Source organism: Bacillus thuringiensis (genome assembly GCF_001182785.1).
Taxonomy (GTDB): Bacteria; Bacillota; Bacilli; order Bacillales; family Bacillaceae_G; genus Bacillus_A; species Bacillus_A thuringiensis_S.
The window spans coordinates 2,818,886-2,837,588 of the sequence record NZ_CP012099.1 but is presented as its reverse complement, the minus strand read 5'-3'; the positions used below and the strand labels follow the sequence as shown (position 1 = coordinate 2,837,588).

The window sequence follows — 18,703 nt, the reverse complement described above, 5'->3', positions numbered from 1 at the left end:
TATGCGATTTTTTAAGACAATCGGTGAGAAAACGCTGAAATAAGCGGTATTAGTAGGAGGACACAAATGATTACAGTAAGTAACGTTAGTTTGCGTTTCGCGGATCGCAAATTATTTGAAGATGTTAACATAAAATTCACGCCAGGTAACTGCTACGGTTTAATCGGAGCAAACGGTGCTGGTAAATCAACATTTCTAAAGATTTTATCTGGAGAAATTGAACCATCAACAGGTGACATACATATTACGCCAGGTGAGCGTCTAGCAGTATTAAAACAGAACCACTTCGAATATGAAGAGTTCCCAGTATTAGAAACAGTAATTATGGGTCACACGCAACTTTACAAAGTAATGCAAGAGAAAAATGCTATTTACATGAAAGAAGACTTTAGTGATGAAGATGGAATGCGTGCTGCAGAACTTGAAGGTGAGTTCGCTGAGCTTAACGGTTGGGAAGCTGAGTCAGAAGCTGCAATCCTTCTAAAAGGTCTTGGTATTGGTGAAGATCTTCATGACAAAAAATTATCAGAATTGACTGGTGCAGAGAAAGTAAAAGTATTACTTGCTCAAGCATTATTCGGTAAACCTGATATTCTATTACTAGATGAGCCTACCAACCACTTGGACTTAAAAGCGATTCAATGGTTAGAAAACTTCTTAATGAACTTTGAAAATACAGTAATCGTTGTATCCCATGACCGTCACTTCTTAAATAAAGTATGTACGCACATGGCTGATCTTGATTTCGGTAAAATTCAACTTTATGTTGGTAACTATGACTTCTGGTATGAGTCAAGCCAATTAGCTTTAAAATTAACACAAGATGCTAATAAGAAAAAAGAAGAGAAAGTAAAAGAGTTACAAAACTTCATTGCACGCTTTAGCTCAAACGCATCTAAAGCGAAACAAGCAACTTCTCGTAAAAAATTATTAGATAAAATTACATTAGATGATATTAGACCATCATCACGTCGTTACCCATTCGTTGGCTTCACACCTGAGCGTGAAATAGGAAATGACTTATTAACTGTTGAAGGCCTTTCTAAAACAATTGATGGCGAAAAAGTGTTAGATAATGTGTACTTCACTTTAAATAAAGGTGATAAAGTTGCATTTATCGGTCGTAACGATATCGCGATGACAACATTATTTAAAATCCTTATGGGTGAAATGGAGCCAGATAGCGGTTCATTCAAATGGGGTGTTACAACATCTCAATCTTACTTCCCAAGAGATAACTCTAAATACTTTGAGAACAGTGACTATAACTTAGTTGATTGGTTACGCCAATTCTCTCCACAAGATGAGTCAGAAAGCTTCTTACGTGGTTTCTTAGGCCGTATGTTATTCTCAGGTGAAGAAGTTAAGAAGAACGTTTCTGTATTATCTGGAGGCGAAAAAGTTCGTTGTATGTTATCTAAAATGATGTTAAGTGGTGCGAACGTAATCACACTTGACGATCCAACGAACCACTTAGACCTTGAGTCTATCACTGCATTAAACAACGGTTTAATTGCTTTCAAAGGTACAATGTTATTCACATCTCATGACCATCAGTTCGTACAAACAATTGCAAACCGCATTATCGAAGTAACACCAAACGGTGTAATCGATAAAGAGGCAACTTACGATGAGTACTTAGAAAATGAAGAACTTCAAAAACAAGTAGATGCAATGTACAAAGGTCAATAATATATCATGAAAAAACTCGCTCTTTTTAGAGCGAGTTTTTTTGTCGAGAAAACATAACACCACTGGTGGGGTAAATGAATAATTATTCAAATATAATATTAGTGAACATGAGGATTTTTCATGTATGGAAGAGATGTAATGACTTTAAGATTTAGTTGAAGCAGGGGAATGTAAGGTGAGCAATATAATTAAATAACATTATTTTGTCATGTGAAATATGTACCAAAATTGGAGATAGAATAGTTTGCGAATGAGTTTATAAAGGTATATAGTATGGGATGTCATAATTAGTGGATGAATCTTGGGAGAAAACAGGAAATGTTACAAATTTATTTTGTTAAATAGAAACCAAGGTCAAAATGTTTAAAAAGAAATAGTTGAATAAATACTAGCTTCAAATTATAATTACTAATATTCTTCATATAGTTAAATAAAGATAATCTATTTGAAGAAGAAAATTTGAATAGAGAGACAGACTTATAAAAAATAAGCCTTGGATGATTAAAAGAGGTGGAGAAATGAAACAGTTCTTATTAAAGAGCAAAAGTGTGTTAAGCAATCATTTTGGATTCTTTCTGTTTGCCGTTATTTTATTGTGGCTCAAAACGTATGCAGCCTATGTAACGGAATTTAATTTAGGAATTTCAAACACAATCCAAAAATTCTTGCTGTTTTTCAACCCGCTTAGTTCAGCAGTTCTATTTTTAGGACTTGCATTATTTGCAAAAGGGAAACGATCTTATATTTGGTTAATCGTTATCAACTTGTTATTGTCGATTCTTTTATACGCAAACGTAGTATACTATCGCTTTTTCAGTGACTTTATTACGTTCCCGACATTAACACAAACGAATAACTTTGGAGATTTAGGTGGTAGTATTCTTGCGTTGCTACATCTTTATGATCCACTATACTTCTTAGACACGATTATATTAATTGTGTTAGTCGCAACAAAATTCGCAAATCCAAAACCAATTCGTGTTGCGAAGCATAAATTATCTCTAGTATTTGTAGCAGGTATTTTATTATTCAGTGTTAACTTAGGTCTTGCAGAATCCGACCGTCCTGAATTATTAACAAGAACATTCGATAGAAATTATATTGTGAAATATTTAGGGGCATACAACTACACAATTTACGATGGTATTCAAAGTGCGAAAGCATCAACAGAACGAGCATTAGCTGATGGGGATAATATGACAGAAGTAAGAAATTATTTAACATCAACTTATGCAAGTCCAAATCCTGAGTATTTTGGTAAAGGAAAGGGAATGAACGTAATTTATATTCATTTAGAGTCATTCCAAAACTTCTTAATCGATTACAAATTAAATGGTCAAGAAGTTACACCGTTCTTAAACTCATTTACAAAAGATGCGAATACACTATACTTTGATAACTTCTTCCATCAAACAGGACAAGGGAAAACATCTGATGCGGAGTTTATGTTAGAGAATTCAATGTTTGGTTTACCGCAAGGTTCTGTCTTTACAACGAAATCTCATAATACGTATCAATCAGCACCAGCTATTTTAGGACAACAAGGATACACATCAGCAGTATTCCACGGTAACTACAAAACATTCTGGAACCGTGACGATATTTATAAATCATTTGGTTTTAATAAATTCTTTGATGCGTCATACTATGATATGAATGAAAAAGATGTAGTAAACTACGGATTAAAAGATAAACCGTTCTTTAATGAATCTATTCCGTTATTACAAACGTTGAAACAACCGTTCTATACGAAGTTTATTACGTTATCGAACCATTTCCCTTATCCAATCGATAAGGCAGAAGCAACAATTGAACCAGCGACAACAGGCGATTCATCAGTAGATACGTACTTCCAAACAGCACGCTATTTAGATGAATCTGTAAAAGGTTTCATCGATTACTTGAAACAATCTGGTTTATATGATAACTCAATTATCGTTATGTACGGAGACCATTACGGTATTTCAGATAATCATAACGCAGCAATGTCAAAAGTAATGGGTAAAGAAATGAACTCATTTGAAAATGCACAGTTACAACGTGTGCCTTTAATCGTTCGTGTACCAGGAGTGAAAGGTGGCGTACAACATCAATATGGCGGTGAAATTGACGTTCTTCCTACGTTATTACACTTACTAGGTACAGATACGAAAAACTATGTTCAATTCGGTTCAGATTTATTATCACCAGAGCATAAACAAGTCGTTGCGTTCCGTAACGGTAACTACGTAAGCCCAACTGTTACTGCACTGAACGGCAAATACTATGATACAACAACTGGAAAACCTGTAGAATTTACAGATGAAATAAAGAAAAATGAACAAATGGTTCAAAACTCACTAAAATACTCTGACCAAGTCGTAAATGGTGACTTATTACGATTCTACACACCGGAAGGATTCACTCCAGTAGATCGTTCGAAGTATAACTATAACAATCGTGATAAAAACAAAACGAAGGTAAAAACGACTCCGGAAGGGGAAGCTAAATAAATAATAAAAAGCGCTATTCATATGAATAGCGCTTTTTATTTGTAAATATACCATCATTATTAGACAGAACTAGCTGTTGCTTTTTGTTTTGCCTTTCCGAAGAAAACTACACCGACGATGATAATAATGATAAATGCCCATTTAATGAAAGGGTTATTTTCGAAAAATCCAGCAAACCATTTCTCATCTACAATCATTTTTGCAGCAGTATAAGCTAAAACGGCTGCTCCAATCGTAATGATGACAGGAAAACGATCCACCCATTTTAGAATCAATGTGCTGCCCCATACGACTACAGGAATAGACACTAATAATCCAATGATTACTAAAGAAAAGTTACCATGGGCAGCTCCTGCAACAGCGAGTACATTATCAATGCCCATTAACGCATCAGCGATAATAATGGTTTTAATAGCAGACCAAAATCCTTCTTCGGCTTTAATATCATGATTTTTGCCCTCAGCAATCAACTTGTAAGCGATCCATATAAGAAGTACACCGCCAATTAGGAGTAAACCAGGTATTTTTAATAACCAAACGACAACTAAGGTAGCGAGGGCTCTAATAGCAATCGCCCCGACAGTTCCCCATATAATAACTTTTTTTTGTTGGTCTTTCGGTAATCTTCTTGCTGCTAATCCAATTACGATGGCATTATCTCCGGCTAACACTAAATCGATTACAATGATGGCAAGCAAGGCAGACAAATATTCGGATGAGAGAAACTCCATATACATATCACTCCTTATGATTAATATGTACTAAGCTAAATTAAAAATTCTAAAGATCTTTTTGTCATTGGTGTAAATGAATAATGAGGGGAACTTTAGAATTAAAGGTAAATAATGTCTTCCATCGGGGGAAGGTATGCTGAAGTAATTTTTAAAGCACAATCATTGCACTACATAGAAAACAAAATTTGGACTTATATTTGGAGGTAATAAAAGATATTATATTAATAGAAAACGATTACAAAATCTAATTTTGCAAAGTTAGTATCTATACTTGCAAGTCAATTAGTGAACAAGTATAGAAAGGGTGTACACCATATATGATATTAGATAATCGAAGTGTAAATATTTTGCAACAAATTATTCAAGCAGAAGGTTATGTGTCTATAAATCAATTAATTGATGTAATTCAAGTTTCTAAGCGAACAATTTATTATGATATTAAGAAGATTGAAGATTGGTTAGAAGAGGAAGGGCTACATTCAATTGAATATATCCGGCCTCTAGGTTATTGCTTAAATAATGAAACGAAACAGATAATAGTAAAAAAATTAAATGAATTTACGAGTGATCAATATGAATATTCTCCACAAGAAAGAAAAATATGGTTAATTTTATGCTTACTCATAAAGGAAAACAGAATTTTATTAGAAGACTTAATGGACCTTTTACAAGTAAGTCGTAATACTGTTCTTACAGATTTAAAAAAGCTAAAAGTAGAACTAAATAAGTATGATTTATTATTACAATTTGGGCGTAAACAAGGCTATCAAATTGCTGGAGATGAACAGGATAAACGAAATTTGTTAATTTCCAGTCTCTCTCACATTATTTCCAAAAACGGCTGGGAGTATTTAATATCACAAGTAAAATGCATTATAACTGACATGAGGAATGAAAAAGATACTCTGGAAAGAGAAACACTTTACAACATAAAAAATATTCTTTCAAACTGTGAAGAATTTTTAGGTATCCAATATACAGATGAGGTGCTTGAAAATTTAAGCGTTTACATGTATTTGTTCCATAGACGTATTTTAAAAGGACAGTACATTGAAATGGAAGAAGCAGAAAAAAATGTTCTTCGAGATTCAAAGCAATTTGAAGCAGCAAAGTATATCGCGAAGCAGTTTGAGCGAAAGTTTGCTGTTAAATTCCCAAGTGATGAAATTTATTATATTACGACGCATTTGTTAGGTGCAAAAGTAAATTACCAGGAAAATATGTATGAAAAAAATAATAAGGATGAAATACATTTGGTTGTTGACAGGATGATTAAAGAATTTCAGGACTATGCTTGCGTTATATTTGAAGATTTTAACGGGCTGTCTTCAGACCTATATTTGCATATGAAACCCGCGTTTTATCGGGTGAAGTATGGAATAGATATTGAAAATCCATTACTAAATACGATTCAGCAAAATTATAAAGAGGTATATTGTCTTACGAAAAAAGTGATTCATCATTTTGAAGAATATGTGAGAAAATCTGTTTCAGATGATGAGATTGCATATATTACTATGCATTTTGGAGCGTGGATGAGGAAAGAAGGAATCGTTCCCAATCCGCGGAAAACTGCGCTACTTGTATGTCCGAATGGTATTGGAACATCACGTATGTTGCAATACCAATTAGAAAAATTATTTTCAAATGTGGATATATTAAATGCAATTTCAAAGCGAGAATATGAATCAAATACATTTGATGTAGATTGTATTATTACAACTACTGAAATTGAGAAGAGAGGGGTACCTGTTTTTAAGGTGAATCCAATTCTAACTGATTCTGAAAAAGCGTCTCTTTTAAGAAACGTAAATGGAGTATTGTATGGTGAGAATCAAAAGGATTCTGTTGATGTAGTCATGGGAATTATTCGAAAATATTCGGATGTAGTAGATGAACAATCTTTAAAAAGAGAATTGACTGAATCTATGAGTGGTCCGGTGTATTTTGAGAAGGAGGAGAAATATAAACCAATGTTAAACGAACTTTTAACTAAAGAGTTTATTCAACTTCAAAATCGAGTTGATAATTGGAAAGATGCGATAAAGGTAGCAGCTGAACCGTTATTACAAAATCAATATATCATTGAAGAATATATTGATGAAATGATTGTAAATGTAGAAAAATTAGGTCCCTATATTGTTATTGCACCTAAAATTGCAATACCACATGCTCGTCCAGAAGCAGGAGTTAAGCAGCTAGGAATGAGTTTACTACAGTTAAAAGAAAGTGTTTCATTTTCAGAAAAACAAGAGCATGCTGCTAATTTGATTATTGTGCTAGCGGCTATAGATAATGAAACACATTTAAAAGCATTAGCACAATTAAGTGAAATGCTATCTGAACAAAAAAATGTGGAAATGCTAATTCATTCAGATTCAAAAGATAAATTATTAGAAATGATAGCTAAATATTCTAATTAAAGGGGAAATTAAAATGAAAAAAGTATTAGTTGTATGTGGAAATGGTTTAGGAAGTAGTTTTATTGTGGAAATGAATGTGAAGAAAATTTTAAATGAACTAGGATTACAAGCAGAAGTATCTCATACAGATTTAGCTTCTAGTAAATCTGAGCAAGCTGATTTATATTTAGGTGCAAAAGATATTATTTGTAATCTTGAAGATGGCACACGCACAGTTGCTGGTTTAACAAATATTTTAGATCAAAATGAAATTAAAGAAGCATTACAAAAACACCTGATGTAGTACAGTGAAAGGGGAGTAATGCTATGTTTGATATAATAATGAAGGATATTTTGGGACAGCCTGCAATATTAGTTGGATTATTTGCTATGTGTGGTTTACTACTGCAAAAGAAAAACTTTGCAGACACAGTTTCAGGAACCTTAAAAACAATTATGGGCTTTGTCGTTTTAGGAGGCGGAGCTACTATATTAGTAGGAGCTTTAGACGTTTTTGGTAAAATATTTGATAAAGCATTCCATATTAAAGGTATAATTCCAAATAATGAAGCTGTTGTTGCAATAGCTCAGCAAACATTAGGAAAAGAAACGGCATTAATCATGGTATTTGGTATGATTACAAATTTAATAATTGCACGATTTACGAAATTTAAATATGTATTTTTAACTGGTCATCATACGCTCTTCATGGCATGTTTAATTTCAGCGGTATTTTCAACTACAGGGATGCAAGGCGCTTCACTAGTCATTATTGGGTCAGTTATTTTAGGGGCACTCATGGTGATTTTTCCAGCATTACTACAACCGTATGTTAGAAAGATTACAGGGATGGATGATATTGCAATTGGCCATTTCGGTTCTGTTGGATATTTAGCGGCAGGGTTTGTTGGAAGTAAATTTGGAAATAAAGAAAAATCAACAGAACAAATTCAAGTTCCGAAATCACTTGGTTTCTTACGTGATACATCAGTATCTATGTCATTAACGATGGCTGTATTGTTCTTTATTGTCGCGCCATTTGCTGGTAAGGGGTTTATCGAAACTGAATTAAGTAACGGACAAAATTATCTCGTTTATTCTTTCATGCAGGCCATTACGTTTGCAGCAGGTGTATATATTATTCTAGCAGGTGTACGTATGTTAATTGCAGAAATTGTACCTGCATTTAAAGGGATTGCAGATAAACTTGTACCAAATGCAAAACCGGCATTAGATTGTCCAACAATCTTTCCGTTTGCACCAAATGCAGTTATTATTGGCTTTTTAACAAGTTTTATTGCTGGACTCCTTTCCATGTTTCTTCTTCCATTTATCGGTTTAAGTATAATAGTACCGGGATTAATTCCTCACTTCTTCACAGGAGCAACAGCAGCTGTATTTGGAAATGCAACAGGAGGTAGAAGGGGAGCGATACTTGGCGCTTTTGTAAATGGGTTACTAATTTCATTCCTACCAGCGATATTATTACCTATATTAGGTGGTTTAGGATTTGAAAATACAACATTCGGGGATTCTGATTTCGCAGTGATCGGTATTTTGATTAGTGAAATTGTGAAGTTAGTAGGTTATATTTTTTAATATATGGAATAAAAAAAGACTTGATAACCTACTAGAGGGAATCAAGTCTTTTCATTACATACGATTATCATGCCAGAAGTTTAATGGGAAGTGTTCGTTCTCATTATATGCTTCTAATTCATATCCTTTTTCTTTCAGTCCTTTAATAATTCCAGGTACTGCTTTTACTGATTGTGGATGAATATCATGCATAAGGATAACTTCTGTTGGATTTGTAGCACCATGTAACACGTTCTCTACAATTTTAGCAGATGCAGCATCAACTTGCATTTTGTTGTATTTCCAGTCTAAAGAATCAATTGTCCAATCCCAAACTTTTAAGCCATTTTCTACAACTTTGTTGCGAAGAGCTTCGTTTAATCCTGGCATAGAGCCGTAAGATGGACGAGTTAATACTGGTGATTTACCTAAAACACCAGCGATTAAGCCTTGGTCTTCCTTCATTTCATCTACGTAATGACCTTCTGTGTAAAGTTTCTTGTAGTTATGAGTCATACTGTGCATCCCAACGTAGTGGCCTTCAGCATCTTCGCGTTTTACAAGATCAGGGAAAGCTTTTACGTTTGAACCAATTAGGAAGAATGTTGCTTTTGCATTTTCTTTCTTTAACATATCTAAAAGCTCAGCTGTGTATTTTCCAGGACCGTCATCAAATGTTAAATAAGCGACTTTTCTAACTTGCCCGTTATAATGTTTAGGAGCTTCTTTCGGAGCAAGAGATGTTTGAATCTCACTTACAAGTTGAACAGATTTTGCTTCATCCTCTGTACTAGCTAGAGCAGTATGTACTGATCCAAAAGCCGCTTCGTATGTGAATAATACCCCCGCACAAACTAACATAGCCCTTTTTACTAAAGTTGTCATTCGAATTCCATTGTGCATAATTTTCCTTCTCTCTATAAAAGTTCTACTCTACTATATTAGCAATTATAGGTAGGGAAATGCAAAAAAACTTTTTTACAAGTGTAAAAAAGTTTACTCAAAAGTATGCAAGATTTTATATCAATTGCAGTTTTGAAAAATAGGATGAATTTAAACTTTATTATTTAAACTTTCAATCATCAAATTTAAATCTTCTAATAAGGATGCATGTGCTTTTTTAGGAGAACCTGTATCAAAGGGAGGCTTAGGATCGTATTCTAACATGAGTTGAACTGCTTTGCTTTTTTCATCTCCAAATTCCCAAGCTATTAACTGAAGGGCCATATCAATACCTGCAGATACACCAGCAGCTGTTATAATTTTTTCATGGCGCACGAATCTCTCTTCAGTTGGAATAGCTCCGAGAGAACGAAGTAAGTTAAAACAGCTCCAATGACTAGTAGCTTTAACACCATTTAGTAGACCAGTAGCACCTAAGATTAAGGAGCCTGTACATACAGTTGTAGTCCACTTTGTCGTTTTATGTATTTGGAGAATCCAATTAAGAGTTTCTTCATCCTTCATAAGTTGTGTAAAGTTAGGCGGACGACATCCAGGAATAACAAGAATATCTGCTGAAGTAATTTCATTAAAATTGTAATCAGCATGTAAATAGCCCATTTTCGAATCTAATTTTATTAATCCCTTCGTTTTAGCAACAAATTTTATGTTGTTATTGCTTTCTGCAGCAAATACTTCGTATGGACCAATAGCATCTAATGCAGTAATTCCATCATAGAGCATAATAACGATTTCCATTAAAACCTCTCCTTTATTTGTTACGAATTGAATCTAGTAACGATAAGGAAGATAAAATTATTGAATATTCTTTTATCGTTACTTTAAATATACTATACCCCTAATGTGTATCGCTTAGTGCAACTGTGTCAAAGGTGTGACGAAATCTATGAATAGGTTCATTTATTTTGAAAAGATGTATTCACTTATTTAATGGGTAAAAAGTTAAATTTACTTGGAATTTCTATTAAAAACGATATGCAACTTTCACAGAAAGAAGAAATGAAAAATATAGTACTTAGGCTAAAGTCTTAAAACGAAAGGAGACTAATCATACTTTCGTATCATTTCATTTTCGTTCCAATTATTGATTCGAATATTTTTGTTTTTTTATTAAAATATTGGTAAAGAAACAATTACATGAAAAAAGGAGTGGGAATATGGATAATTATATTTGCACTACATGTGGAGTACAGTATCCCGAAAATGAAGAACCACCTTCTCGCTGTAAAATTTGTAATGAGGAAAGACAATATGTTAATCCAATTGGGCAGTCATGGACAACATTAGAAACGATGCAAAATAGCAATTTATACAAAAACGAAATAATAAAAGAAGAAAGCGGTTTGTATAGCATTACTACTAAACCTAAATTTGCGATTGGACAAACAGCATTTTTAATACAAAGTAAAACTCTAAATGTTATGTGGGATTGCATTAGTTATTTAGATGATAAAACGGTAAAACGTATATATGATTTAGGTGGTATTCAAGCAATAGCACTTTCTCATCCACATTATTACTCTACACAAGTTAAATGGGCGGAAACATTCAATGTACCTATTTATATTCATGAAGATGATAAAGAGTGGGTGGTTCGTCCGAGTAAGCAAATTAAATTTTGGTCTGGGGAGCATCTGATATTATCGGAAGAACTTACATTGCATCGCTTAGGAGGCCATTTTAAGGGTGGAACTGTTATACATTGGATAGACGGTAATGAAGGGAAAGGTATTTTGTTATCAGGTGATATTATACAAGTAGTTTCGGATCGAAAATGGGTAAGTTTTATGTATAGTTATCCCAATCTCATTCCATTACCAGCGAATAAAGTTAGAGATATGGCAGAGAAGGTAAAAGATATCCAATTTAGTCGACTATATAATGCATTTCATGGTGTGGTGGAAGATGCGAATAAAGCTGTACAAAGATCTGCTGATCGGTATATAAAGGCCCTGCAAGGAGAACTATTTCATACGTAATAGCTTGTAATTCATCTCTACATTTATACAACTAATTTTATATGAATTTTATACTAAAGTCCTATTGTTTATTAACTAATAGGTCTTTCAACTTAGGAAGTTCACACTAATGAGGGATGTTAAAGGGAATATATGTAACCTATACTAATTACTATAAAGCTTTGGAAAATGAAAAGGAGGAGATTTGCATGAAGAGTTGGGTTCAATTTAGAATTGCAAGACCAACAGATAAATTTGAAGAAGTGATAAGTTTTTATGAAACAGGATTAGGATTAAAACGTATAGGGGAATTTCACAATCATGAAGGATATGACGGGGTGATGTTTGGTTTACCAGATGAAGAGTATCATTTGGAGTTTACTACACATGTTAATGGAAGTCCATGTCCGGCACCGACAAAAGATAATTTACTAGTTTTTTATATGCCTATTAAAGATGAAATTGAAAAGATAGTGAATCGATTAAGTAATATGGGCTATCATGAGGTGGAACCAGAAAACCCGTATTGGATAGAGAAAGGAACCACAATAGAGGATCCAGATGGTTGGAGAATTGTGCTTATGAATGCATCTGAATAAAGAAACTATTTTCATATGAAATAGAGTGTAACAAAATGATTTAGACATAAATCCCTACAGTGTTTGTAGGGATTTTTATATAAGAAGATCTTATTGAGAGAGTTATTAAAATGTAGAAAGTATTTTGGCTGAGAACAAATGTAATAAACATAATTTATGAAGGAGGTATAAAAGTATGATAGTAAACCATTTTGAAGAGTTTTCTAAACATGTTGGAAATACACCTCTCATGAAATTAAAATGCGAAGAAACGAAGGACCTTTCTATCTATGCTAAATGTGAATGGCATAACCCTACAGGGTCAATTAAGGATAGGGCGGCACTTGGAATGATTAATAAATATTTACAAGAAGCGGACAAAAAACAAAATATTTTAGAGTATAGTGGTGGAAGCTTAGCGAGGTCAATTGGGTGTATTTGTAATTATTTAGGGATTCAATGCACGTTAGTTTTAAGTTCTGGAACCGGTAAATCTCTATTAAATGAACTTGATCGTTATGGTGCTAACGTAATCTTAGTTGATAAATGTAAAGGGTTCTACGCAGTAATTGAGAAAACAATAGAGATTAGCAAACAAAAGCCAGAATTATACTTTTTATTCCAACATTATAATAATGCAAATCTAGTAAGTCATATAGAAGGTACAGGGCGAGAAATTATTGCACAAATGATTGGAAAACCAATACATGCATGGGTAGCATCTGCTGGTACTGGTGGAACTCTAATGGGAGTCTATACAGCAATAAAGAATTATACAAAAAATGTTGAACTACATTTAGTAATGCCTGCTGAATTGCCTTATGGTTCGGAACAACCACCAAATGATTTAAAGAAATATGCTGGATCAGGTGGGTTCGGCTTAGGAAGGAAACAACATTTCATAGAACAGGAAGAAAATTTGATAGAAAAACAATGGACTTATTCATATGAAGATACCCTGTATGAAATGGCACGTTTTTACAAAGATACTGGTATAAAAATAGGAACTTCTGCGGCAGCGAATTTATTAGCAGCTAAACAAATTGGGAAAGAAAAAGGTGCGAATTTTAATGTAGTTACAGTTTTTCCGGACGCAGGATCAATAGAAGAGTGGTCAGATGTAAAAAATTTAGTTGAAAAAATAGGTGATTGAGAGGACCATTAAAAGTTCTTTCGTAGTTTATATCTTATTCTACGCAAAATTGATACCATCAAAAAACTGTATGTTTAACATGTACAGTTTTTTGATGGTGTAGCTGTGCAATCTTTAGAAATTTCACATACCGCATTTTAAAAATAAATATAGGAAAACCGAAAAGTAATGTAGAATATATCGTACATACATATATACAGTCAACAGAAAAGATAAAGAGGTGGGTATATGTTACTTGAGGAAGTAATGCAGCAACTAGAGGAATATGGAACAGAACAAAATCGTAAAACGTATAAAAACCACGGAGCGAAAGAGCCACTATTCGGAGTTAGTTTTGCAAATTTAAAATTGTTAAAAAAGAAAATAAAAAAAGATCACGATTTAGCAGTTGAATTGTGGGAAACGAAAAATATGGACGCAATGACATTAGCAACTTATATTTTAGACCCGAAGAATTTAACAACAGAACAGCTTAATAGTTGGGTTCAGGATGTTGATTATTACTGTTTAATGGATGTTTTTATGACATCTATATGTACTTCGCCAATTGCAATAGAAAGAATGGAAGAGTGGACAAAGTCTAATGATGAATGGATTGGAAGAGCTGGCTGGTCTTTGTTAGCAAATATATCGATTAAAAATAAAGAGTTACATGATGGTTTCTTCTCTCCATACTTAGAAGAGATTAAAGAAAATATACATAATGAAAAAAATAGAAAAAAAGAAGCGATGAATAGTGCTTTAATCGCAATAGGAATTCGTAATGAAGACTTAGAGCGACAAGCAATTGAAATTGCACGTGAAATTGGAAAAGTAGAGGTTAATCACGGTGCAACATCATGTAAAACACCAGATGCAGAAAGCTATATAAAAAAAGCGAGAGAAAGAGCTGAAAAAAAGAAAGTGAAATAAGAAAAGAGGAACGGCTATGAAACCAATTGAAGCAGCACAAAGCATAATTACATCACAATTTCCGAATTGTGATGTAGCTTTACTCGGTGGAAGCGTTGCACGAGGAGAAGCGACGAAAACATCTGACCTTGATATTGTAATAGTTGACCAAAGTTTAACTTCTTGTTATAGAGAATCTTTCTATAGTAATGGATGGCCTGTTGAGGTGTTTGTTCATAATTTTACAACATATAAAACCTTTTTCAAAATGGATTGTGATCGAGGGAGACCGTCGTTACCACAATTAGTTTCAGAAGGGGTTGCATTAAAAGGGGAAAAGGAAATTGTTGAGAAATTAAAAAAAGAAGCGAATGATTTACTACATAAAGGACCAGCTAAATGGACCGAAGAAACGATTAAGCAGAAGCGATATTTTATTACGGATACTTTAGATGACTTTATTGGTGCAACAAAAAGAGAAGAAGAATTGTTTATCGCTAATTTATTAGCGGATTTAGTACATGAATATGTATTAAGAGTAAATGGTAGGTGGCTTGGGAGTTCAAAATGGTTTATTAGAGTGCTAAGAAGATATGATGAGCAATATGCAAACAAATTTGTAGCGGCTTTTGATCATTTTTATAAAATGGGAGAGAAAAATGAATTAATTCATTTTATAGAAATGACGTTAGAACAGTATGGTGGAAGAGTGTTCGAAGGATTTTCTATTGGTAAATAAAAAGGGGAGAGAAAAATGAATGTACCATATGTTCAATTAAGAGAATTGACATTAGATGATGTAGAAGATCGCTATCAATGGTCGTTAGATAGAGATGTAACAAAGCATTTAGTCGTACCAAACCAATATCCTCCGTTCACTCGTGGAGATACGAGAATCTGGATTGAAGCTTGTATAAGCCGAAAAAATGGTTATGAACAAAGGGCGATCGTTACTGAGAAAGGTATACATATTGGATGGGTAGACCTTAAAAATTTTGATAAAACAAATAAAAATGCAGAACTAGGAATTGCGATTGGAAATAAAGACTATTGGGGTAAAGGATTTGGAATGGCAGCTCTAAACAGCATGTTACAAATAGGTTTTTCCCAGTTTGAATTGGAGAAAATTTGGTTACGTGTAGATGAAGATAATACACAAGCTAAACAGATTTATGAAAATGCCGGATTTGTATGCGAAGGGTTAATGAGAAATGATCGATTAAGACAGGGAAAGTTCATTCATCGCTATCGTTACAGTATATTAAAAGAAGAGTATGAATCAAAAAATAATAACCTATAAAAATATTATGTCAATTAAAAAGGGGAAGATAAAATGATTCGATTACTTACAAAAGCGGATGCAAAACAATATTGGGAGTTACGTTTACAAGCACTACAAGTAAATCCAGAAGCATTTGTAACGACTTATGAAGAAGCAGTACGTCAAGAAAACCCTCTTGAACGAGTTGCTAGTAATCTTTCATCCAACAGTAGTTTTACATTTGGTGCTTTTAATAATGAAAATCGTTTAGTTGGGGTTGTTACTTTATTAACAGAAGAAAAGGACGCATATAAGCATAAAGGACATATCGTTGCAATGTATATAGATACTGAAAATCGAAGAAGTGGTCTTGCACGTGATTTAATACGTAAAGCAATTGAAAGGGCAAAAGAGATGAAGCTAGAGCAATTGAATTTAGGGGTTGTGTCAACGAACGAACCAGCCAAACGATTATATGAATCAATGGGATTTAAAACGTACGGAATTGAAAAAAGGGCTATAAAAATGAATGGTGTGTATAGTGATGATGAACATATGGTGTTGTTCTTTTAAGAGAGGAAGTTTTGTATGAAAAAGGGGAAAATGCGACTATAAGATGGGGAATATGGCATTTAGCAGATCATAATAGGTATCATCAAGCTCATATAAGTCGATTGAGGAAATTATATAGAGAATATAAACTGCATATTCTTTAATTTTTGAATAAACAAACGCCCCTAAATAATAATTAAAGGAGGTGTTTATTTTTATTCGTTTGTTTTTCTTCCCAAGCTATCATTAAATTTTTATGATGATTTTTTGGTTTTTCAATAGAAAACCAGTAAATTGAATGTGCAATAGTTGGTAGCCATCTTTTATGGCGGATTCGTATATTTTCATGGTGAGTATAGTGGGTCGAGATTAAGGTAGATTTTGACCCTTGAAAATTTTGGTATGTAATATCCTTGATTTCATACCAATACACTTTATTCCCATGAAAATCTACTACAATTCCTTCATCATCCCAATAGGAACCTATATCGCTTGCACGTGTTTTCCATAAGGTTAGTGCATACTTTAGTAGCCATAAGGAGAAAAATATTGAAATAATTCCTAGTAAATCAAATTCTTCCATTAAAGATAAAACACTTATTAGAAGGAAAACAACTCCGAAAGAAAGTACAAATAAAATAGATTGTATAGAGGCTCTGTATATTTTCAGTGTTATCACATCCATAGAAGTAACTTATTTTTAAAATTATTTCTGTTTAATGTTTTTATATTAAGTATAATAAATGAATGTATTATTATCTTTTTCATTGCAAGTGAATGGAAAGTGAAATGTAAGTTTGTATGTAGATTTTTCATCGCGTATACTAAAATATATGTTGTAGAGATTAAAAATTAAATACAAGGGGTTTTACAATGAAAGCAATTGTTATAGGGATACTGGCATCATTTTTCTTTGCCTTTACCTTTGTTTTAAACCGGGCAATGGACTTAGAAGGTGGAAGCTGGATTTGGAGTGCATCATTACGGTATTATTTTATGGTTCCAATGCTATTACTTATTGTTATGTATAGAGGGAACTTAAAGCAACTCTTTCAATATATGAAAAACAATCCGAAAGAATGGTTAGTATGGAGTATCGTTGGATTTGGTCTCTTTTATGCACCGCTTAGTTTTGCTGGAGCGTTCGGACCAGGTTGGCTCGTTGCATCAACATGGCAAATTACAATCGTTGCAGGGATTTTGTTAACACCATTTTTTGCGGTGGATCCACTACATAAAAAACTTCCGATGAAGGAATTAGTTATGTCGGGCATTATTTTATTCGGTGTTGTTCTCATGCAAGTAGAACATGCTTCTTCATTAGGTATTCGTGAAACCGTTTTATGTGTAGTTCCTGTACTTATTGCAGCATTTGCGTATCCTCTTGGAAATCGAAAAATGATGCAAGTTTGTAAAGGGGAATTAGATGTATTTCAGCGAGTACTCGGTATGACATTAGCAAGTTTACCATTTTGGTTTTTATTATCTGGTTACGAAGTATCAACTGGCGGATTACCGTCAAGTAGCCAAGTTTTTCAATGTTTTATTGTAGCAGTTAGTTCTGGGTTAATCGCGACAATATTATTTTTCTTTGCAACAGATCTTGTAAAAGATGATCCACAAAAACTAGCAACAGTGGAAGCGACGCAGTCAGGTGAAGTTTTATTTGCGCTAGTAGGAGAGCTGATCTGGTTATCTGCACCAATTCCGTCATCTTTATCTTGGGTTGGTATGAGTCTCGTTATTATTGGAATGATACTTCATAGTTATGTGGCTTTCGTTGTAAAAAAAGAAGAAAAAATAACGGCGTAATGAGATTAGCTCTTTTTATTAAGAGTTAGTCTTTTTTCATAGAAAGGGATGAAAATATGAATTTACAGCGTGTTGAACAAATTGAAAAAGATTCAATATTAAATGTGCTACAATATGCCGTCGGTCCAAATGAAATAAGCTTAAAGAAGGCAGTATTATTTTACCAAAGTAATAAAGGGACTTTGTACAAATATGAAGAAAAAGCTTGTATAGGTATTGAAGTAATCGGAGCAACTAAAGCACGAGTATGTCATATAGCAGTGGCTTCAGATTATCGTCAAAAAGGAATTGCACTGCAAATGATTAAAGAGATTGTAAGAATATATCAATTGACTTATATAGAAGCAGAGACAGACGATGGGGCGGTAGAATTTTATAAAAGAATGGGTTTTCAAGTTAAAAGTTTAGGAGAAAAATATACGGGAATCGAAAGATTTCATTGTTATTTGGAAAAATAGTATAAAAATATGCATATGGAGTATAGCTTAAAAAAATAAGATTTACATTTTTCTTCATTTCAAAAAACTCTCGCTCATCAATATCTACGATTTTAATAGAGTTTTGAGGCTTCAGTACACCAATATACATATTTTTGTAGTAATGAATATGATTAAGTTAAAAATTAAGAAAAATATGA

At 33.3% G+C, this 18,703-nt stretch carries 18 protein-coding genes and 1 pseudogene; 15 read left to right on the top strand and 4 right to left on the bottom strand.

Annotation, left to right across the window (positions count from 1 at the left end; translation table 11 throughout):
* The first annotated feature begins 66 nt into the window (after window positions 1-66).
* Together AC241_RS14750 and AC241_RS14745 are read left to right on the top strand one after the other, a co-directional pair.
* The gene (locus AC241_RS14750; protein WP_000633860.1) at window positions 67-1,692 is read left to right on the top strand and encodes an ABC-F family ATP-binding cassette domain-containing protein; all 1,626 of its coding nucleotides are present in this window, start codon (window positions 67-69) and stop codon (window positions 1,690-1,692) included.
* Between the two features lie 518 nt (window positions 1,693-2,210).
* Window positions 2,211-4,184, top strand: coding sequence for a lipoteichoic acid synthase (locus tag AC241_RS14745; RefSeq protein ID WP_029442622.1), 1,974 nt, complete (start codon window positions 2,211-2,213; stop codon window positions 4,182-4,184).
* A 59-nt stretch (window positions 4,185-4,243) separates the two neighbouring features.
* On the opposite strand, the gene AC241_RS14740 is transcribed toward AC241_RS14745, so the two are convergent.
* On the bottom strand, window positions 4,244-4,915 hold the full coding sequence (locus AC241_RS14740) for a TerC family protein (RefSeq protein ID WP_050844018.1): 672 nt from the start codon (window positions 4,913-4,915) through the stop codon (window positions 4,244-4,246).
* Between the two features lie 320 nt (window positions 4,916-5,235).
* Between AC241_RS14740 and AC241_RS14735 the strand changes: the two genes are divergently transcribed.
* From AC241_RS14735 to AC241_RS14725, 3 genes are read left to right on the top strand one after another with little or no spacing between them, the layout of a single operon-like run.
* Window positions 5,236-7,341 (top strand): BglG family transcription antiterminator, encoded by a 2,106-nt coding sequence (locus AC241_RS14735; RefSeq protein WP_050844016.1) that lies wholly within the window; start codon window positions 5,236-5,238, stop codon window positions 7,339-7,341.
* A 13-nt stretch (window positions 7,342-7,354) separates the two neighbouring features.
* Window positions 7,355-7,624 carry a PTS sugar transporter subunit IIB gene (locus tag AC241_RS14730; protein ID WP_000757316.1) on the top strand — a complete coding sequence of 90 codons (270 nt, stop codon included), beginning with the start codon at window positions 7,355-7,357 and terminating at the stop codon, window positions 7,622-7,624.
* A 23-nt stretch (window positions 7,625-7,647) separates the two neighbouring features.
* Window positions 7,648-8,919 carry a PTS ascorbate transporter subunit IIC gene (locus AC241_RS14725; RefSeq protein ID WP_050844014.1) on the top strand — a complete coding sequence of 424 codons (1,272 nt, stop codon included), beginning with the start codon at window positions 7,648-7,650 and terminating at the stop codon, window positions 8,917-8,919.
* 54 nt (window positions 8,920-8,973) lie between these two features.
* On the opposite strand, the gene AC241_RS14720 is transcribed toward AC241_RS14725, so the two are convergent.
* Together AC241_RS14720 and AC241_RS14715 are read right to left on the bottom strand one after the other, a co-directional pair.
* A complete protein-coding gene (locus AC241_RS14720) occupies window positions 8,974-9,801 on the bottom strand; it encodes a peptidoglycan-N-acetylglucosamine deacetylase (RefSeq protein WP_000551445.1) in 828 nt (275 codons plus the stop codon).
* A 150-nt stretch (window positions 9,802-9,951) separates the two neighbouring features.
* A complete protein-coding gene (locus AC241_RS14715; RefSeq protein WP_016081186.1) occupies window positions 9,952-10,599 on the bottom strand; it encodes a DJ-1/PfpI family protein in 648 nt (215 codons plus the stop codon).
* 419 nt (window positions 10,600-11,018) lie between these two features.
* On the opposite strand from AC241_RS14715, the gene AC241_RS14710 reads away from it, so the two are divergent.
* The 8 genes and pseudogenes from AC241_RS14710 to AC241_RS32960 form a co-directional block, all read left to right on the top strand.
* Window positions 11,019-11,840: an MBL fold metallo-hydrolase gene (locus AC241_RS14710; protein ID WP_029442619.1), complete on the top strand. Its 822-nt coding sequence runs from the start codon at window positions 11,019-11,021 to the stop codon at window positions 11,838-11,840.
* Between the two features lie 188 nt (window positions 11,841-12,028).
* On the top strand, window positions 12,029-12,418 hold the full coding sequence (locus tag AC241_RS14705) for a VOC family protein (RefSeq protein ID WP_050844012.1): 390 nt from the start codon (window positions 12,029-12,031) through the stop codon (window positions 12,416-12,418).
* 175 nt (window positions 12,419-12,593) lie between these two features.
* The gene (locus tag AC241_RS14700) at window positions 12,594-13,550 is read left to right on the top strand and encodes a PLP-dependent cysteine synthase family protein (protein ID WP_016081189.1); all 957 of its coding nucleotides are present in this window, start codon (window positions 12,594-12,596) and stop codon (window positions 13,548-13,550) included.
* Between the two features lie 228 nt (window positions 13,551-13,778).
* Window positions 13,779-14,462: a DNA alkylation repair protein gene (locus tag AC241_RS14695; protein ID WP_043938056.1), complete on the top strand. Its 684-nt coding sequence runs from the start codon at window positions 13,779-13,781 to the stop codon at window positions 14,460-14,462.
* A gap of 16 nt (window positions 14,463-14,478) precedes the next feature.
* The gene (locus tag AC241_RS14690) at window positions 14,479-15,180 is read left to right on the top strand and encodes a nucleotidyltransferase domain-containing protein (RefSeq protein WP_029442616.1); all 702 of its coding nucleotides are present in this window, start codon (window positions 14,479-14,481) and stop codon (window positions 15,178-15,180) included.
* 15 nt (window positions 15,181-15,195) lie between these two features.
* Window positions 15,196-15,741 (top strand): GNAT family N-acetyltransferase, encoded by a 546-nt coding sequence (locus tag AC241_RS14685; protein ID WP_029442615.1) that lies wholly within the window; start codon window positions 15,196-15,198, stop codon window positions 15,739-15,741.
* Window positions 15,742-15,774: 33 nt separating this feature from the next.
* Window positions 15,775-16,275 (top strand): GNAT family N-acetyltransferase, encoded by a 501-nt coding sequence (locus tag AC241_RS14680; RefSeq protein ID WP_048563759.1) that lies wholly within the window; start codon window positions 15,775-15,777, stop codon window positions 16,273-16,275.
* A pseudogene (locus tag AC241_RS32960) lies at window positions 16,272-16,418 on the top strand (DinB family protein); the annotation flags it as partial. The gene AC241_RS14680 and the pseudogene AC241_RS32960, both read left to right, overlap by 4 nt.
* A 32-nt stretch (window positions 16,419-16,450) precedes the next feature.
* On the opposite strand, the gene AC241_RS14675 reads toward AC241_RS32960, so the two are convergent.
* The gene (locus tag AC241_RS14675; protein WP_224413445.1) at window positions 16,451-16,837 is read right to left on the bottom strand and encodes a hypothetical protein; all 387 of its coding nucleotides are present in this window, start codon (window positions 16,835-16,837) and stop codon (window positions 16,451-16,453) included.
* Window positions 16,838-17,127: 290 nt separating this feature from the next.
* On the opposite strand from AC241_RS14675, the gene AC241_RS14670 reads away from it, so the two are divergent.
* Together AC241_RS14670 and AC241_RS14665 are read left to right on the top strand one after the other, a co-directional pair.
* Window positions 17,128-18,066 (top strand): DMT family transporter, encoded by a 939-nt coding sequence (locus AC241_RS14670; RefSeq protein ID WP_050844008.1) that lies wholly within the window; start codon window positions 17,128-17,130, stop codon window positions 18,064-18,066.
* Between the two features lie 56 nt (window positions 18,067-18,122).
* On the top strand, window positions 18,123-18,524 hold the full coding sequence (locus AC241_RS14665; protein ID WP_016081195.1) for a GNAT family N-acetyltransferase: 402 nt from the start codon (window positions 18,123-18,125) through the stop codon (window positions 18,522-18,524).
* Window positions 18,525-18,703 lie beyond the last annotated feature (179 nt).

What these genes read in the sequence shown, in the direction of transcription:
- AC241_RS14695 (WP_043938056.1), top strand. Translation starts at nt 13,779, where the DNA reads ATGTTACTTGAGGAAGTAATGCAGCAACTAGAGGAATATGGAACAGAA.
- AC241_RS14670 (WP_050844008.1), top strand. Translation starts at nt 17,128, where the DNA reads ATGAAAGCAATTGTTATAGGGATACTGGCATCATTTTTCTTTGCCTTT.
- AC241_RS14710 (WP_029442619.1), top strand. Translation starts at nt 11,019, where the DNA reads ATGGATAATTATATTTGCACTACATGTGGAGTACAGTATCCCGAAAAT.
- AC241_RS14730 (WP_000757316.1), top strand. Translation starts at nt 7,355, where the DNA reads ATGAAAAAAGTATTAGTTGTATGTGGAAATGGTTTAGGAAGTAGTTTT.
- AC241_RS14715 (WP_016081186.1), bottom strand. Translation starts at nt 10,599, where the DNA reads ATGGAAATCGTTATTATGCTCTATGATGGAATTACTGCATTAGATGCT.
- AC241_RS14725 (WP_050844014.1), top strand. Translation starts at nt 7,648, where the DNA reads ATGTTTGATATAATAATGAAGGATATTTTGGGACAGCCTGCAATATTA.
- AC241_RS14705 (WP_050844012.1), top strand. Translation starts at nt 12,029, where the DNA reads ATGAAGAGTTGGGTTCAATTTAGAATTGCAAGACCAACAGATAAATTT.
- AC241_RS14680 (WP_048563759.1), top strand. Translation starts at nt 15,775, where the DNA reads ATGATTCGATTACTTACAAAAGCGGATGCAAAACAATATTGGGAGTTA.
- AC241_RS14740 (WP_050844018.1), bottom strand. Translation starts at nt 4,915, where the DNA reads ATGGAGTTTCTCTCATCCGAATATTTGTCTGCCTTGCTTGCCATCATT.
- AC241_RS14690 (WP_029442616.1), top strand. Translation starts at nt 14,479, where the DNA reads ATGAAACCAATTGAAGCAGCACAAAGCATAATTACATCACAATTTCCG.
- AC241_RS14750 (WP_000633860.1), top strand. Translation starts at nt 67, where the DNA reads ATGATTACAGTAAGTAACGTTAGTTTGCGTTTCGCGGATCGCAAATTA.
- AC241_RS14665 (WP_016081195.1), top strand. Translation starts at nt 18,123, where the DNA reads ATGAATTTACAGCGTGTTGAACAAATTGAAAAAGATTCAATATTAAAT.
- AC241_RS14735 (WP_050844016.1), top strand. Translation starts at nt 5,236, where the DNA reads ATGATATTAGATAATCGAAGTGTAAATATTTTGCAACAAATTATTCAA.
- AC241_RS14700 (WP_016081189.1), top strand. Translation starts at nt 12,594, where the DNA reads ATGATAGTAAACCATTTTGAAGAGTTTTCTAAACATGTTGGAAATACA.
- AC241_RS14745 (WP_029442622.1), top strand. Translation starts at nt 2,211, where the DNA reads ATGAAACAGTTCTTATTAAAGAGCAAAAGTGTGTTAAGCAATCATTTT.
- AC241_RS14720 (WP_000551445.1), bottom strand. Translation starts at nt 9,801, where the DNA reads ATGCACAATGGAATTCGAATGACAACTTTAGTAAAAAGGGCTATGTTA.
- AC241_RS14685 (WP_029442615.1), top strand. Translation starts at nt 15,196, where the DNA reads ATGAATGTACCATATGTTCAATTAAGAGAATTGACATTAGATGATGTA.
- AC241_RS14675 (WP_224413445.1), bottom strand. Translation starts at nt 16,837, where the DNA reads ATGGAAGAATTTGATTTACTAGGAATTATTTCAATATTTTTCTCCTTA.